Source organism: Solicola gregarius (assembly GCF_025790165.1).
GTDB lineage: Bacteria > Actinomycetota > Actinomycetes > Propionibacteriales > Nocardioidaceae > Solicola > Solicola gregarius.
In genome coordinates, this window is record NZ_CP094970.1 from 2,674,687 (window position 1) to 2,687,868 (window position 13,182).

Annotated in this window: 12 protein-coding genes and 1 riboswitch; all 12 genes read left to right on the plus strand. The window is 68.3% G+C overall.

Annotated features, from left to right (window positions below; all coding sequences use genetic code 11):
• Window positions 1-99 precede the first annotated feature (99 nt).
• Entirely contained in the window at window positions 100-975 is an 876-nt protein-coding gene (locus L0C25_RS13190; protein ID WP_271632115.1) for a phosphoribosylaminoimidazolesuccinocarboxamide synthase, read from the plus strand.
• 200 nt (window positions 976-1,175) lie between these two features.
• On the plus strand, window positions 1,176-2,726 hold the full coding sequence (locus L0C25_RS13195) for a long-chain-fatty-acid--CoA ligase (protein ID WP_271632116.1): 1,551 nt from the start codon (window positions 1,176-1,178) through the stop codon (window positions 2,724-2,726).
• A gap of 87 nt (window positions 2,727-2,813) precedes the next feature.
• Window positions 2,814-3,059 (plus strand): phosphoribosylformylglycinamidine synthase subunit PurS, encoded by a 246-nt coding sequence (gene purS / locus L0C25_RS13200; protein WP_271632117.1) that lies wholly within the window; start codon window positions 2,814-2,816, stop codon window positions 3,057-3,059.
• Window positions 3,056-3,730: a phosphoribosylformylglycinamidine synthase subunit PurQ gene (gene purQ / locus L0C25_RS13205; RefSeq protein WP_271632118.1), complete on the plus strand. Its 675-nt coding sequence runs from the start codon at window positions 3,056-3,058 to the stop codon at window positions 3,728-3,730. Before purS ends, purQ begins: the two co-directional genes overlap by 4 nt.
• 76 nt (window positions 3,731-3,806) lie before the next feature.
• On the plus strand, window positions 3,807-4,100 hold the full coding sequence (locus L0C25_RS13210; protein ID WP_271632119.1) for a GNAT family N-acetyltransferase: 294 nt from the start codon (window positions 3,807-3,809) through the stop codon (window positions 4,098-4,100).
• Between the two features lie 6 nt (window positions 4,101-4,106).
• Complete coding sequence (locus L0C25_RS13215) at window positions 4,107-4,679, plus strand: hypothetical protein (protein ID WP_271632120.1); 573 nt, start codon at window positions 4,107-4,109, stop codon at window positions 4,677-4,679.
• 98 nt (window positions 4,680-4,777) lie between these two features.
• A riboswitch (cobalamin riboswitch) is annotated at window positions 4,778-4,988 on the plus strand.
• 111 nt (window positions 4,989-5,099) lie between these two features.
• The gene (locus L0C25_RS13220; protein ID WP_271632121.1) at window positions 5,100-7,655 is read left to right on the plus strand and encodes a ribonucleoside-diphosphate reductase subunit alpha; all 2,556 of its coding nucleotides are present in this window, start codon (window positions 5,100-5,102) and stop codon (window positions 7,653-7,655) included.
• 94 nt (window positions 7,656-7,749) lie between these two features.
• Window positions 7,750-8,736: a ribonucleotide-diphosphate reductase subunit beta gene (locus L0C25_RS13225; protein WP_271632122.1), complete on the plus strand. Its 987-nt coding sequence runs from the start codon at window positions 7,750-7,752 to the stop codon at window positions 8,734-8,736.
• Between the two features lie 104 nt (window positions 8,737-8,840).
• Entirely contained in the window at window positions 8,841-10,409 is a 1,569-nt protein-coding gene (locus L0C25_RS13230) for an amidohydrolase (RefSeq protein ID WP_271632123.1), read from the plus strand.
• Between the two features lie 192 nt (window positions 10,410-10,601).
• Window positions 10,602-11,186, plus strand: coding sequence for a TetR/AcrR family transcriptional regulator (locus tag L0C25_RS13235; protein ID WP_271632124.1), 585 nt, complete (start codon window positions 10,602-10,604; stop codon window positions 11,184-11,186).
• Window positions 11,183-12,142: a nitrilase-related carbon-nitrogen hydrolase gene (locus tag L0C25_RS13240; protein ID WP_271632125.1), complete on the plus strand. Its 960-nt coding sequence runs from the start codon at window positions 11,183-11,185 to the stop codon at window positions 12,140-12,142. The genes L0C25_RS13235 and L0C25_RS13240 overlap by 4 nt, the downstream gene beginning before the upstream one ends.
• A complete protein-coding gene (locus L0C25_RS13245; RefSeq protein WP_271632126.1) occupies window positions 12,139-13,170 on the plus strand; it encodes an agmatine deiminase family protein in 1,032 nt (343 codons plus the stop codon). Before L0C25_RS13240 ends, L0C25_RS13245 begins: the two co-directional genes overlap by 4 nt.
• The last annotated feature ends 12 nt before the right edge of the window (window positions 13,171-13,182 follow it).

Consider the following 13,182-nt stretch of genomic DNA (forward strand, 5'->3'; position numbering starts at 1 on the left):
TAGTGGGTCCTATTTGCGACGACGAGGACGCCGCGGGGCGCCGCCTGGGCGGCGAAAGACGTCAAGGTACTTCGAACGCAGGGCACTAGAGTGATCGGCGTGACCGGCCTACCCACAGCCCCTGATATCCCCGGCGCCCGCCATGTGCATTCGGGCAAGGTGCGCGACCTGTACGAGCGGCCCGACGGCGCGCTGCTGATGGTCGCCTCCGACCGCATCTCGGCGTACGACCATGTCCTCGAACCCGGGATCCCCGACAAGGGCGAGATCCTGACCCGGATGTCGCTGTGGTGGTTCGAGCAGGTCGCCGACCTCGTACCCAACCACGTGCTCTCGACCGACGTACCCGATGTCGTACGCGGGCGGGCCGTCGTCTGCGAGCGGCTCGCGATGTACCCGGTCGAGTGCGTCGCGCGCGGCTATCTCACCGGCTCCGGCCTGATCGACTACCAGCGCAGTGGCGCGGTGTGCGGCGTCGCGCTGCCCCCAGGGCTGGGTGAGGCGAGCAGGCTGGACGCACCGATCTTCACCCCCGCCACGAAGGCGGAGCTGGGCGAGCACGACGAGAACGTCTCGTACGAGCACGTGGTCGGCGCCGTCGGTGCCGACGCGGCAGAGCGGTTGCGCGACCTCACCATCGCCGTGTACGAGCGGGCCGAGCGGATCGCCCGCGAGCGGGGCATCATCCTGGCCGATACCAAGCTCGAGTTCGGCGCCCGCTCCGACGGCACCATCGTGCTCGCCGACGAGGTGCTGACGCCGGACTCGTCGCGCTTCTGGCCGGCCGACGAGTACGTACCGGGGCAGGTGCAGGAGTCGTACGACAAGCAGGTCGTCCGCAACTGGCTGACGCACGAGAGCGGATGGGACCGTACGAGCGACGAGCCCCCTCCGCGGCTGTCCGACGCAGTCGTCGACAAGACCCGGCAGCGCTACGTCGAGGCGTACGAGCGCCTGACCGGCGAGCGATTCTGACGCAGCCGACCTTGCCCTGCGGATTACCATGGGCCCGTGGTAATCCGCGCCACTACCCAGCAAGTTTGCCCGGTAGCGGCGCCAGGTTGCCCCCGAGCGGTGGAACGTACGCGGACCCGAGACGGATCGGCTACCGCGCAGTAGAGTGCGGCGGCAAGGAACCGCGCCCCGCGGTGCATGATGCCGAGGAGACCTGAGCCGTGCTCAACCTGTCCGTGATGCTCGAAGACAGCGCCCGCAACTTTCCCGATCGAGACGCCGTCGTGCTCGGCGAGGCCCGGCTGACGTACGCGCAGGTCAACGGCGCTGCCAACCAGGTGGCCAATCTCCTCAACACCCGTGGCATCGGCCGCGGCGACAAGGTCGCGCTCTCCTGTCCCAACATCCCGTACTTCCCGATGGTCTACTTCGGCATCCTGAAGACCGGCGCAACGGTCGTACCGCTGAACGTGCTGTTGAAGGGGCGCGAGGTCGCGTACCACCTCGACGACTCGGACGCCACGGCGTACTTCTGCTTCGAAGGCACTCCCGAACTGCCCATGGGCCAGGCCGGCTGGGACGGCTTCAACGCGACCGACGCCTGCACCGAGTTCTTCCTGGTCACGGCCGATCCAGCAGCCGACTCACCGATCGACGGTGCCGAGACGTTCGGTCACGCCATCGCGAGCGAGCCGCCCGCGTACGCCCCCGCGGTCACCGAGCCGACCGACACGGCCGTCATCCTCTACACCAGCGGTACGACCGGCCAGCCGAAGGGTGCCGAGCTCAGCCACGCGAACATGGCGATGAACGCCGCCAACCTGCCACGGCTGTTCGACTTCCACCCCGACGGGCACGAAACGTACCTGTGCGCGCTGCCGCTGTTCCACTCGTTCGGGCAGACCGTGATCATGAACTCCGGGTTCTCGCTCGGCGGCACGCTCGTGATGCTGCCGCGGTTCGATGCGAAGGCCGCGCTTGCCCTGATGCTCAAGGAGAAGGTGACGTTCTTCGCCGGTGTACCCACGATGTACTGGGGTCTGCTCGGTGCCCTCGACGACTCCGTCGACGTCGACCAGATCGCGGCGAACCTTCGCCGATCGGTGTCCGGCGGATCGTCGCTGCCGGTGGAGATCATCGGTGACTTCAAGAAACGATTCCACGTAGAGATCCAAGAGGGGTACGGCCTCTCCGAGACCTCGCCGGTCGCGACGTTCGCTCCGGCCGGGAGCGAGCCTCGGCCGGGCTCGATCGGCAAACCGCTCTGGGGCGTCGAGTGCAAGCTCATCGACGGCGACTGGAACGAGGTGTACGGCGACGACGCCGTCGGCGAGATCGCGATGCGCGGGTACAACATCATGAAGGGCTACTACAACCGACCCGAGGCTACCGCCGCCGTGATTCGCGACGGCTGGTTCCGCAGTGGTGATCTCGCCAAGCGCGACTCCGACGGTTACTACTACATCGTCGACCGAGCGAAGGACATGATCATCCGCGGCGGCTTCAACGTCTACCCACGCGAGATCGAGGAGGTCCTGATGACCCATCCCGACGTCTCGCTGGTCGCCGTGGTGGGCGTACCCCACGAGTCGCACGGCGAGGAGGTCAAGGCGTTCGTGATCCGCAACGAGGGCGCGTCGATCACCGAGGACGCGCTGATCGAGTGGGCCAAGGAGCAGATGGCCTCGTACAAGTACCCTCGCATCGTCGAGTTCCGTGCGGAGCTGCCGATGACGAGCACCGGCAAGATCCTCAAGCGCGAGCTGACGTAGCCAGTCGGCGGTGCGGGATCGACGGCTCGGCGACGCCCATGGCTAGACTGCGGCCGTACGCGTAACGCGATCGTTTGGAGCAGTCCAGTGGCTCGTGTCGTCGTCGACGTCATGCTCAAGCCGGAGATCCTCGACCCCCAAGGCAAGGCGGTCCACGGAGCGCTCGACCGGCTCGGGTTCGAGCTCGTCACCGACGTACGCCAGGGCAAACGGTTCGAGCTCGAGGTCGACGGTGAGATGGACGATGAGAAGCTCGCCGATGTCAACAAGCTCGCCGAGACGTTGCTGTCCAACCCGGTGATCGAGACGTACGCCGTCACGGTGGCGTCGTGAAGATCGGCGTCGTCACCTTCCCCGGCTCGCTCGACGACGTCGATGCGTCCCGCGCGGTGCGGCTCGCGGGCGGGGAGCCGGTCGCGTTGTGGCACGGTGACAACGATCTTGCGGGCGTCGACGCCGTCGTGCTGCCCGGCGGCTTCTCGTACGGCGACTACCTGCGCTGCGGCGCGATCGCCCGATTCGCACCCGTGATGGAGGCGCTGGTCGACGCCGCCCGCGGTGGCATGCCGGTCCTCGGCATCTGCAACGGGTTCCAGATCCTGTGCGAGTCGCATCTCCTCCCGGGCGCGCTCGTCCGCAACGACCACCAGCGGTTCGTGTGCCGCGACCAGATGCTGCGCATCGAGAACGCCGACACCGCCTGGACGTCCGCGTACGAGACGGACCAGGAGATCGTCGTACCACTGAAGAACGGCGAGGGCGGCTTCGTCGCCGATGAGGCGACCCTCGACTCGCTCGAACAGGAAGGCCGGGTGGTCGCCCGGTACGTCGGCGTCAACCCGAACGGCTCTCTGCGCGATATCGCGGGCGTGACCAACGAGCGCGGCAACGTCGTCGGCCTGATGCCGCATCCCGAGCATGCCGTCGAGGCGCTGTTCGGCGCGGGGCTCGACGGCCGTGGCTTCTTCGCCTCCGTGGTGCAGGCGATGGCCGACCGCTCCTGAGGTCCGGCCCGCTGGAGCGGTGACTGACGCTGCCGGATGGCATCATGAGCGAAGCCATTCCCGGGAAGGAACCCTCATGACAGACGCGCAGCCGGAGCGTTCGGTCGCCGATGCCCCCGAGCGGAGCCGCTTCGAGATCATCGTCGACGGTCGGCTCGCCGGTTTCGCCGAGTACCAGCTGGGCGACGGCGTGATCACGTTCACCCATACCGAGATCGGCGACGAGTACGCAGGCCAGGGTCTCGGGAGCACGCTGGTGCGTACCGCTCTCGACGACGTCCGTGCGCGTGGCCTCTCCGTACGTCCGCTGTGCCCGTACGTCGCCGCGTACATCAAGCGGCACCCCGAGTACGCCGACCTCGTCGCGTAGACATCGATGTCCGTCGTCCGTTCGGTCGTACTTGCCTGCGCCGTGGCGGTCTTGGCCGCGGGCTGTGGGACCGACGAACCCGACGCCGAGCGCGTCGCGTACTCCGCGCCGCCACCATCCGTCCCGCCATCGGCCGGGTCCGGGCAGGACAAGGCGATCGAGCTGAGCACCGAGACGTGCCCGGGCACCGACGGCGGCAAGCTGGTCGGGCCCGTGCCGGCGGACTGGAAGACCGATACGAGCCGCGCCGACTACTGCACGTGGTCGCACGGCACGTCGACCTTGACCTTCGAGTACGGCGACATCGACGGCGATCCCTGGGAGTGGGTTCTCTCCCAGACGAGCGTTCCCGAGACGCTGGAGACGTACCCGGGGTTCGAGCCGATCCGGCAGTCCAGGAACGCCGGAGGCGGCCCGCTCTGGCATTTCCAGTACGTCGTCAATCGCATCGACGGCGCCGTGTACGTCGACTCGCTGCAGCTGTTCCGCGACGGCTGGCACGTGACGTACCAGGCGGACTCCGACGAGTACAACCGCTACCTCGAACGGCAGCTGATCGAGGGCCTCAGCGCGACCTGATCGGGGTATGCCGCAGTCCGGCGCGCCGCCGGAGACCGCCGCATACGGCGTGTCGCGCGACACCACATGTAGGTACTTGCATCGATGTAGTTTCCATATATGGTGGCCTGGCAGCTGGTTCAGTCGGTCCTCCAGATCGGCTGTCGTAAGAGGGAACCCGGTGTGAATCCGGGACTGCCCCGCAGCGGTGAACGGGAACGACCGTCGTCAGATGCACTGGGTGCGCACCCGGGAAGCGGCGACCAGTAGGCGCGCTGGACGCAGCGCTGGCCCGTGAGTCCGAAGACCTGCCAGCGCACCGCGCGTACGACATGCGCGGTGGTCCGCGGCCTCGTGGGACGGCCAGGGGACACGGCGACGCCGTACCCTCCCGACCCTCCGCGCCGCGGGTTGCGCGACATCGCGACCGAGGGGTTGAGCATGGCCAGCACCAGCACCACCAGTGACATCGCCGTCGTCAAGCGCGACGGCTCCCGCGTCCCGTACGACGGTTACGAGATCGCCGCGTCGATCGAGGAGGCGAGCGCGGGACTCCAGGACGCCGTTGCCCGCGCGACGCAGATCCAGTCCGACCTGGAGATCGTGCTGTTCGACGGCATGACCAGCGAGCAGCTCGACGAGGCCGTCATCTCGGTCGCGCTGCAGAACGTCAAGGACGATCCGGCCTTCGACACCGTGGCGGCGCGACTCCTGACCAAGCTGCTGTACAAGCGCGCGTTCGGTGAGGGCAGCACGCACCTAGAGACCCGCAGCTTCCCCGGACCGGCGTTCGTCGCGTACGTGCAGCGCGGCGTCGACCTCGGGCTGCTCGACACCCGCCTCGCGGAGCTCTTCGACCTCGAACGGCTCGGCGCCGCGCTCGATACCGGGCGCGACGACCTGCTGCGCTACATCGGCGTTCAGACCATGCGCAACCGCTACATGATCACCGCGCCCGACGGTACGCCGCTCGAGGTGCCGCAGTTCTTCTGGATGCGCGTGGCCATGGGGCTGTCGCTCAACGAGGAGGCGTCGACAGATATCGCGCTCGCGCTGTACGAGAAGCTGTCGCGGCTCGAGTACGTCGCCGCGGGCTCCACTCTCGTCAATGCGGGCACCGCGTACGCCCAGCTGTCCAACTGCTTCGTGATGCAGATGGAAGACGACATCGAGCACATCGCGAAGTCGGTACGCGACGTCATGTGGGTCACCAAGGGCACCGGCGGCATCGGCATGTCCGTCACCAAGCTGCGCAGCGAGGGCTCCCCGATCCGCAGCAACAACACGTTGTCGACGGGGCCGATCCCGTTCATGCACACCATCGACTCGACGCTCCGCGCGGTCTCGCGCGGTGGCAAGAAGTTCGGCGCACTGTGCTTCTACATGGAGAACTGGCATCTCGACTTCGACCAGTTCCTCGACCTGCGGCAGAACTCCGGTGATCCCTACCGCCGCACGCGGACGGCCAACACCGCGGTGTGGATCTCCGACGAGTTCATGGCGCGGGTGGCCGCCGACGACGACTGGTATCTCTTCGACCCGCTCGAGACCGCCGACCTGCCCGAGCTGTACGGCGCCGCGTTCTCGAAGCGCTACAACGAGTACGTCGCCCTCGCCCAGGCGGGCGAGCTGCGCGCGTACCGGCGGGTGCGGGCGCGCGAGCAGTACCGCGCGATGCTGGTGTCGCTGCAGACGACGTCGCATCCGTGGCTGACCTGGAAGGACACGATCAACACCCGGGCGCTGAACGACAACACCGGCACGATCCACCTGTCCAACCTGTGCACGGAGATCTGCCTGCCGCAGGACCGCGAGAACATCGCCGTCTGCAACCTCGCATCGGTCAACCTGTCGCGGCATCTCGTCGGCGAGCGTGGTGACCTGCGCGTCGACTGGGATCGCCTGGCCGAGTCGACCCGGTTGGCGGTACGACAGCTGGACAACCTGGTCGACATCACGCTCTCGTCGGTCGCCGAGTCGGAGCGCTCGAACGAGCTCAACCGCGCGGTCGGCCTCGGCGTCATGGGGTTCACCGACGTCGTCGAGCGACTCGGTTACGGGTACGAGAGCGAGCGCGCGTACGAGCTGATCGACGAGCTGATGGAGTTCATCAGCTGGCACGCGATCGACGCGAGCGCCGACCTGGCTCGCGAGCGCGGTGCGTACGCGAACTTCGCCGGGTCGGGCTGGAGCCGCGGCATGGTGCCGATCGACACGCTCGACCGCCTGGCTGCGGACCGCGGTGAGCCGGTCGAGGTCGACCGGCGTACCCGGCTCGACTGGGAGTCGCTGCGACAGAAGGTACGCGGCGGAATCCGCAACGCGACACTGCTGGCGATCGCTCCGACCGCCTCGATCGGTCTCGTGGCCGGAACGACACCGGGGCTGGATCCGCAGTTCAGCCAGATCTTCAGCCGGTCGACGTCGTCGGGCAAGTTCCTCGAGGTCAACCGCAACCTGGTCGCCGACCTGCGCGAGCGCGGCCTCTGGGAGCACGTACGCGAGGACCTGCTGCGCGTCCAGGGCGACCTGTCGAGGCTCGACTCGGTGCCGGACGACCTTCAGCGCGTCTACCGCACGTCGTTCCAGCTGTCGCCGTACGCGTTCCTCGAGGTGGCCGCGCGGGCGCAGAAGTGGATCGACCAGTCGATCAGCCGCAACATCTACCTCGCCGACCGCAACGTCGACGGCATGGTCGACCTGTACGCGGCGGCGTGGAAGCGGGGGGTGAAGACGACGTACTACCTGCACATGATGCCGCGGCACACGGCCGAGCAGAGCACCGTACGCGTGAACAAGGCCGAGCAGCTGACGCCTGCGGGTGGCGGTCAGCGGCGCGGGTTCGGGTTCGCGGCGGCCTCGTCGCCGGAACGTGCTGCGGCGCCGGCGCACGTACCGGAGGTGGTGCCGCCGGATGCGGTACCCGTGGCCACCGTCGAGGCCGACAACTGCCCCATCGACCCGCAAGAGCGCCTGCAGTGCGACTCCTGCCAGTGAGCCCGCCCGCTGGGCCGCACGTTCTTGTGCGACACGCCCGCGTGTCTCCGCACGAACGTGCGGCCCACGGGGCGGCGGAGATAAGGAGAGAACTTTGAGTACGAACGGAATTCTCGGTACCGGCATCGGTGAAGGCCTGCTGCTGAAACCGGTGAAGTACGAATGGGCGTACGAGCTGTACAACCAGGCCGTCGCGAACACCTGGTTTCCCAACGAGGTGCAGCTCGGCGAGGATCTCGGTGACTTCGCGAAGATGACCGCGGAGGAGCGGCATGCGCTGACGTTCCTGATGAGCTACTTCAACCCCAACGAGCTGCTGGTCAACAAGGCCCTGGCGTTCGGCGTCTACCCGTACGTCAGCTCCGCGGAGTGCCACCTGTACCTCGCCAAGCAGATGTGGGAGGAAGCCAACCACTGCATGGCGTTCGAGTACGTGCTGGAGACGTTCCCCATCGACCGCGCACAGGCGTACGAGTCGCATCTGTCGGTGCCATCGATGGCGGCAAAGGAGGAGTTCGAGATCCGTTTCATCAAGCGGATGACCGAGCAGACCCTCGACATCACCGCCACCGAGGGCAAACGCGACTTCGTGCGCAACCTCGTTGCGTACAACGTGATTCTCGAGGGCATCTGGTTCTACTCGGGCTTCATGGTGGCGTTGTCGTTCCGGCAGCGGAACCTGCTGCGCAACTTCGGCTCGCTGATCGAGTGGATCGTGCGCGACGAGAGCCTGCACCTGAAGTTCGGGCTCAACCTGATCCTCACCGTGCTCGAGGAGAATCCCGACCTGCAGACGCCGGAGTTCGCCGCAGAGATCCGCCAGCTGGTCCTCGACGGCGTGGAGATGGAGGAGCGCTATAACCGCGACCTGCTGCCGAACGGCATCCTCGGGCTCAATGCCGACTACATCAACACCTACGTGCGCTACCTCGCCGACCGACGTCTCGAGGAACTCGGCTTCGAGCCGGCGTACGGCGTGGCGAACCCGGCGAAGTGGATGGCGACCGCCAACGACACCCTGCAGCTGGTCAACTTCTTCGAGTCGACGAACACCAGCTATGAGGTGAATGCGCAGGCATAGCTCATCCCGCAGGGCGGTTTCAGCGTTGCCTGCGGTCGGGTCGCCGTGCTAGTTCTGCTCCAGCGGGTACGCCGGCCCGCGACCGTCGAGCGAAGGAGATCCGCATGCCCGCCGAGCAGGATGCCGACCAGCTGAGCCGCCGCCGACTACTCGCGACCGCGGCCGGAGCCACGGCGGCCGCGCTCGTACCCGGCGTCGCGAATGCCTCGCGTACGTCGGACGAGGCGCACGCCGATCTGGTGCTGCATGCCGGGAAGGTGTGGCCGGGGGTGTCGGCGGGCATGGTGCACGGTCCGGCGATGCCGTGGGCGGAGGCGGTGGCCGTACGCGGGCAGCGCATCGTCGCGGTCGGACGCGACGACGAGGTGCTGACCTGGGCCGGGCCACGTACACGGGTCGTCGATCTCGCCGGCCGGTTCGTGATGCCCGGGTTCCGCGACCAGCACACGCACCTGCTCGGGATGGCGTTCGGCGGAGCACCCGCCGACGACTACCGCCCGGCGTTCAACTGCTACGACCCGAAGGCGGCGTTCGAGGCGCGCCGCCGCACCGGCCAGGGCCACGTACACACCCATGAGCAGGGCGAGACGCCGATGGATCAGGTCGGCGACGGCGAGGTGACCGACGAGCTCAAGCAGAGCCTGCTGACGATGCAGGACGAGATCGCCAAGCAGGGGATCACCACGGTCGTCGAGGCGGGGATGCGCGACTTCGCGCTGTGGAAGGCATTGGTCGAGCTCGCGGAGGAGGACCTGCTCAAGGTGCGCTTCCTCGTACGGGTGGCGTTCGGCGGCATGGAGCGGGCGGCCGAGCGCGGTCTGCGCACGGGTGTCGGCAACGAGTGGGTCAAGGTGCTCGGCGTCAAGAACTACGCCGACGGCTGGCTCGGACCGCGCACGTCGGCGTTGCGCGCGCCGTACGACGACGACCCGTACGGCTTCCCACGCAAGGGCATCCTGTTCCTCGACCAGGACCGAGCCGACCGCGACATCGCCCGTGCGCGCGAGCTCGGCTTCAACGTCACGACGCACGCCATCGGTGATCGCGGCGTCGCCACGGCGTTGACGGCGTACGAGCGTGCGGGCGTGACTCCCGCCGACCGGTGGGCGCTCGAGCACGTCCAGGTGGTCGGCGACGACCTCGTCGACCGGCTCGCCGCCGACGGCGTGATCGCCAGCTACCAGCTGAGCTTCGCGACCACCGATGCGCGGTTCGCACGCGACGCGCTCGGCAAGCCTCGACTGCGCGAGACCGCGTACCGCTGGGCGACGATGCAGCGCCGGGGCGTACGACTGGCGGGCGGCTCCGACGTCGATGTCGAGGTCGTCGACCCGCTGTGGGGCTTGCAGCGTGCGGTCACGCGCCAGGACTTCGACGGCTTCCCACGCGGCGGGTTCCGGCGCAGCGAGGGCCTGAGCCTCCGCGACACCCTGCGTACGGTGACCTCCGATGCCGCGTACGCGAGCCTGGAAGACCACGAGCGGGGCACGATCGCCGTCGGCAACTACGCCGACCTCGTCGTACTGCGCGAGAACCTCCTGCAGATCCCGCATGACCGGCTCGCGTCCGCCACCCGGGAGATGACGGTCACCAACGGGCGGATCGCGTCCGAGGAACCCGTCTCGTACCCGCCGGACGACGCCGCCGACTGCGATCCGTATCCCGAGGAGTGACAGTCGGGGCCGATGTGGGCTGGATGTTTACCATGTAAACATGGTAAGCATCCGCCTTGCACGGTGAATTCTCCATGCCAGGCGTACCTTTACCATGTTTACATGGTAAAGGTACGCCTGTGGTTCGGCCTGCATCTTGACTGAAATTTCAGTCAGCGCGTACGCTCGGCCCCACCGACCCAGGAGGCCGCGATGTCCGATGCGCGCGAGGTGATCCTGCGCGCGGCCGCGCGCTGCATCGCCCGCAGTGGCGTACGCGGGCTCCGGGTGCTCGATGTCGCGAGCGAGGCCGGCGTCTCGTCCGGCCTGCTCTACTACCACTTCGGCGACCGTGACGGCCTGCTCGCGGCGACCCTCGGACACATCAACGACACGGCGCTCGGCCACCGTGCGCGCGGTGCGAACGCCGGCTCCGCGACCGAGCGGCTGGTGGAGCTACTCGTCGAGGAGGTCGCCGACGCCGACGACGTACGCGACCAGGCGACCGCCTGGAACGAGATCCGCGCCGTGTCGGCGTTCACTCCCGACCTGAGCGCGAACCTCATGAAAGCCACCGCCGCCTGGCAGTCCGACATCGCCGCGGCGGTACGCGAGGCACAGGCGGCCGACGGCGTCGCCGCCGCCGCCGATGCGGATGCGCTCGCCGTCGCCCTGACGGCACTCGTCGAAGGCATCGCGGCGCGCTGGATCGGCGGCGACCTCGACACGCTCCAGTCGCGCACGATCCTGCGCGACACCACGCTCCGCCTCCTGGGCACGAAGGAAGGCCAACGATGAAGCTGCTCACCGCGACGGCGCAGCCGTCTCTCGCCGGCGACGACGCCGTACGCGCTCCGCTGCGGATCGCGCTGGTCCAGCATCGCTGGCGCGGCGACGCCTCGGCTTTGCGCCAAGGGCTGTCGGACGCGATCGCCCAGGCGGCCGATGCCGGTGCGAAGGCGGTGTTCCTGCCCGAGCTCACGCTGTCCAAGTACCCCGCGGTCACGCGGGCGACCGGCAGGCCGGTCGAGTCCGCCGAGAGGCTCGACAGCGGCCCGACGTACGAGTTCGCGGCCGCCGCGGCGTCCACGAACGGCGTCGTCGTGCACGCCTCGTTGTACGAGCACGCCGACGGTTCCGACGGGCGCGGTTACAACACCGCGATCATGGTCGGCGCCGACGGTGAGCTGCTCGGACGCACCCGCAAGCTGCACATCCCCGTGACCGATGGCTACTACGAAGACACCTACTTCCGGCCGGGCCCGCCCGACGACGCGTACCCGGTGTACGAGCCGGCCGCGCTGGGCGGCGCCACCATCGGACTCCCGACCTGCTGGGACGAGTGGTTCCCGGAGGTCGCCCGGTCGTACGGCCTGCGGGGCGCGAACCTCATCGTCTACCCGACGGCGATCGGGTCCGAGCCGTCGTACCCCGACTTCGACACGCAGCCCTTGTGGGAGCAGGTGATCGTCGCCAACGGCATCACCAACGGCACCTTCATGGTCGTCCCCAACCGCACCGGCAACGAGGGCGAGCTGACGTTCTACGGATCGTCGTTCGTCTCCGACCCGTACGGCCGGGTGCTCGCCCGCGCCCCGCGCGACGAAGAAGCCGTCCTCGTCGCCGACCTCGATCTCGGGCAGCGCGAGGACTGGCTGCGGTTGTTCCCGTTCCTCGCCACGCGGCGGCCCGACTCGTACGCCGCCCTCGTCGACTCGGTCGACGCCGCGAATCCCTACGGGCGGCGGCGATGACCTGGCGGATGCCGAGCGAGACGTCGGACCAGGACCGCATCTGGATGGCGTTCCCGCCCGGCGGATACACCCTCGGTGACACTCCGGCCGAAGCCGACCAGGCCCGCTCGACGTGGGCGGCCGTCGCGCATGCGGCACTTCGGTACGCACCCGTGACGATGGTGATCGACCCGGACGACCGGGCGCTCGCGCGTACGTATCTGTCGGCCGACGTCGAGCTCGTCGAGGCGCCTCTCGACGACGCATGGATGCGCGACATCGGGCCGACCTTCGTCGTCGACGAGTCCGGTCGTCTCGGTGCCGTCGACTGGGTGTTCAACGGCTGGGGCCAGCAGGAGTGGGCGACGTGGGAGAACGACGCGCGCATCGGCGCGCTGGTCGCCGAGATCGCGGGAGCCGAGTACGTCGCATCGAGCCTGGTCAACGAGGGCGGCGGCATCCACGTCGACGGAGCCGGCACGGTCCTCCTCACCGAGACGGTGCAGCTCGACCCCGGCCGCAACCCGGGCCTGCGCCGCAGCGACGTCGAGGCCGAGCTCCGCCGTACGCTCGGCGCGACCGATCCGATCTGGCTTTCGCGCGGACTCACCCGCGACTCCGAGCGGTACGGAACCCGGGGCCACGTCGACATCGTCGCCACGATCCCAACGCCTGGGGTGGTTCTGGTGCATGCACAGCGAGATGGTGCGCACCCCGACTCGGCCGTGAGCGAGCAGGTGATCCGCGAGCTCCGCGATGCCACCGACGCGAACGGCGACCGGTTCCAGATCGTCGAGCTGCCTGCGCCCGAGGTGCTGCGCGACAGCGAGGGATGGGTCGACTACAGCTACGTCAACCATCTGGTCGTCAATGGCGGTGTCGTCGCGGGTACGTTCGGCGATCCTCGTGACGACGAGGCGCTCGGCGTACTGGCCGACGCGTACCCCGGACGTGAGGTGGTCGGTGTCGACGCGCGGCCGCTGTTCGCGCGTGGCGGGGGAGTTCACTGCATCACCCAGCAGCAACCGCGCACCGCTCGTACGACCTGACCGGCAAGGCGA

Coding starts and splice junctions, on each gene's coding strand:
- L0C25_RS13230 (WP_271632123.1), top strand. CDS start 8,841: ATGCCCGCCGAGCAGGATGCCGACCAGCTGAGCCGCCGCCGACTACTC.
- L0C25_RS13220 (WP_271632121.1), top strand. CDS start 5,100: ATGGCCAGCACCAGCACCACCAGTGACATCGCCGTCGTCAAGCGCGAC.
- L0C25_RS13215 (WP_271632120.1), top strand. CDS start 4,107: ATGTCCGTCGTCCGTTCGGTCGTACTTGCCTGCGCCGTGGCGGTCTTG.
- L0C25_RS13240 (WP_271632125.1), top strand. CDS start 11,183: ATGAAGCTGCTCACCGCGACGGCGCAGCCGTCTCTCGCCGGCGACGAC.
- L0C25_RS13245 (WP_271632126.1), top strand. CDS start 12,139: ATGACCTGGCGGATGCCGAGCGAGACGTCGGACCAGGACCGCATCTGG.
- L0C25_RS13235 (WP_271632124.1), top strand. CDS start 10,602: ATGTCCGATGCGCGCGAGGTGATCCTGCGCGCGGCCGCGCGCTGCATC.
- L0C25_RS13210 (WP_271632119.1), top strand. CDS start 3,807: ATGACAGACGCGCAGCCGGAGCGTTCGGTCGCCGATGCCCCCGAGCGG.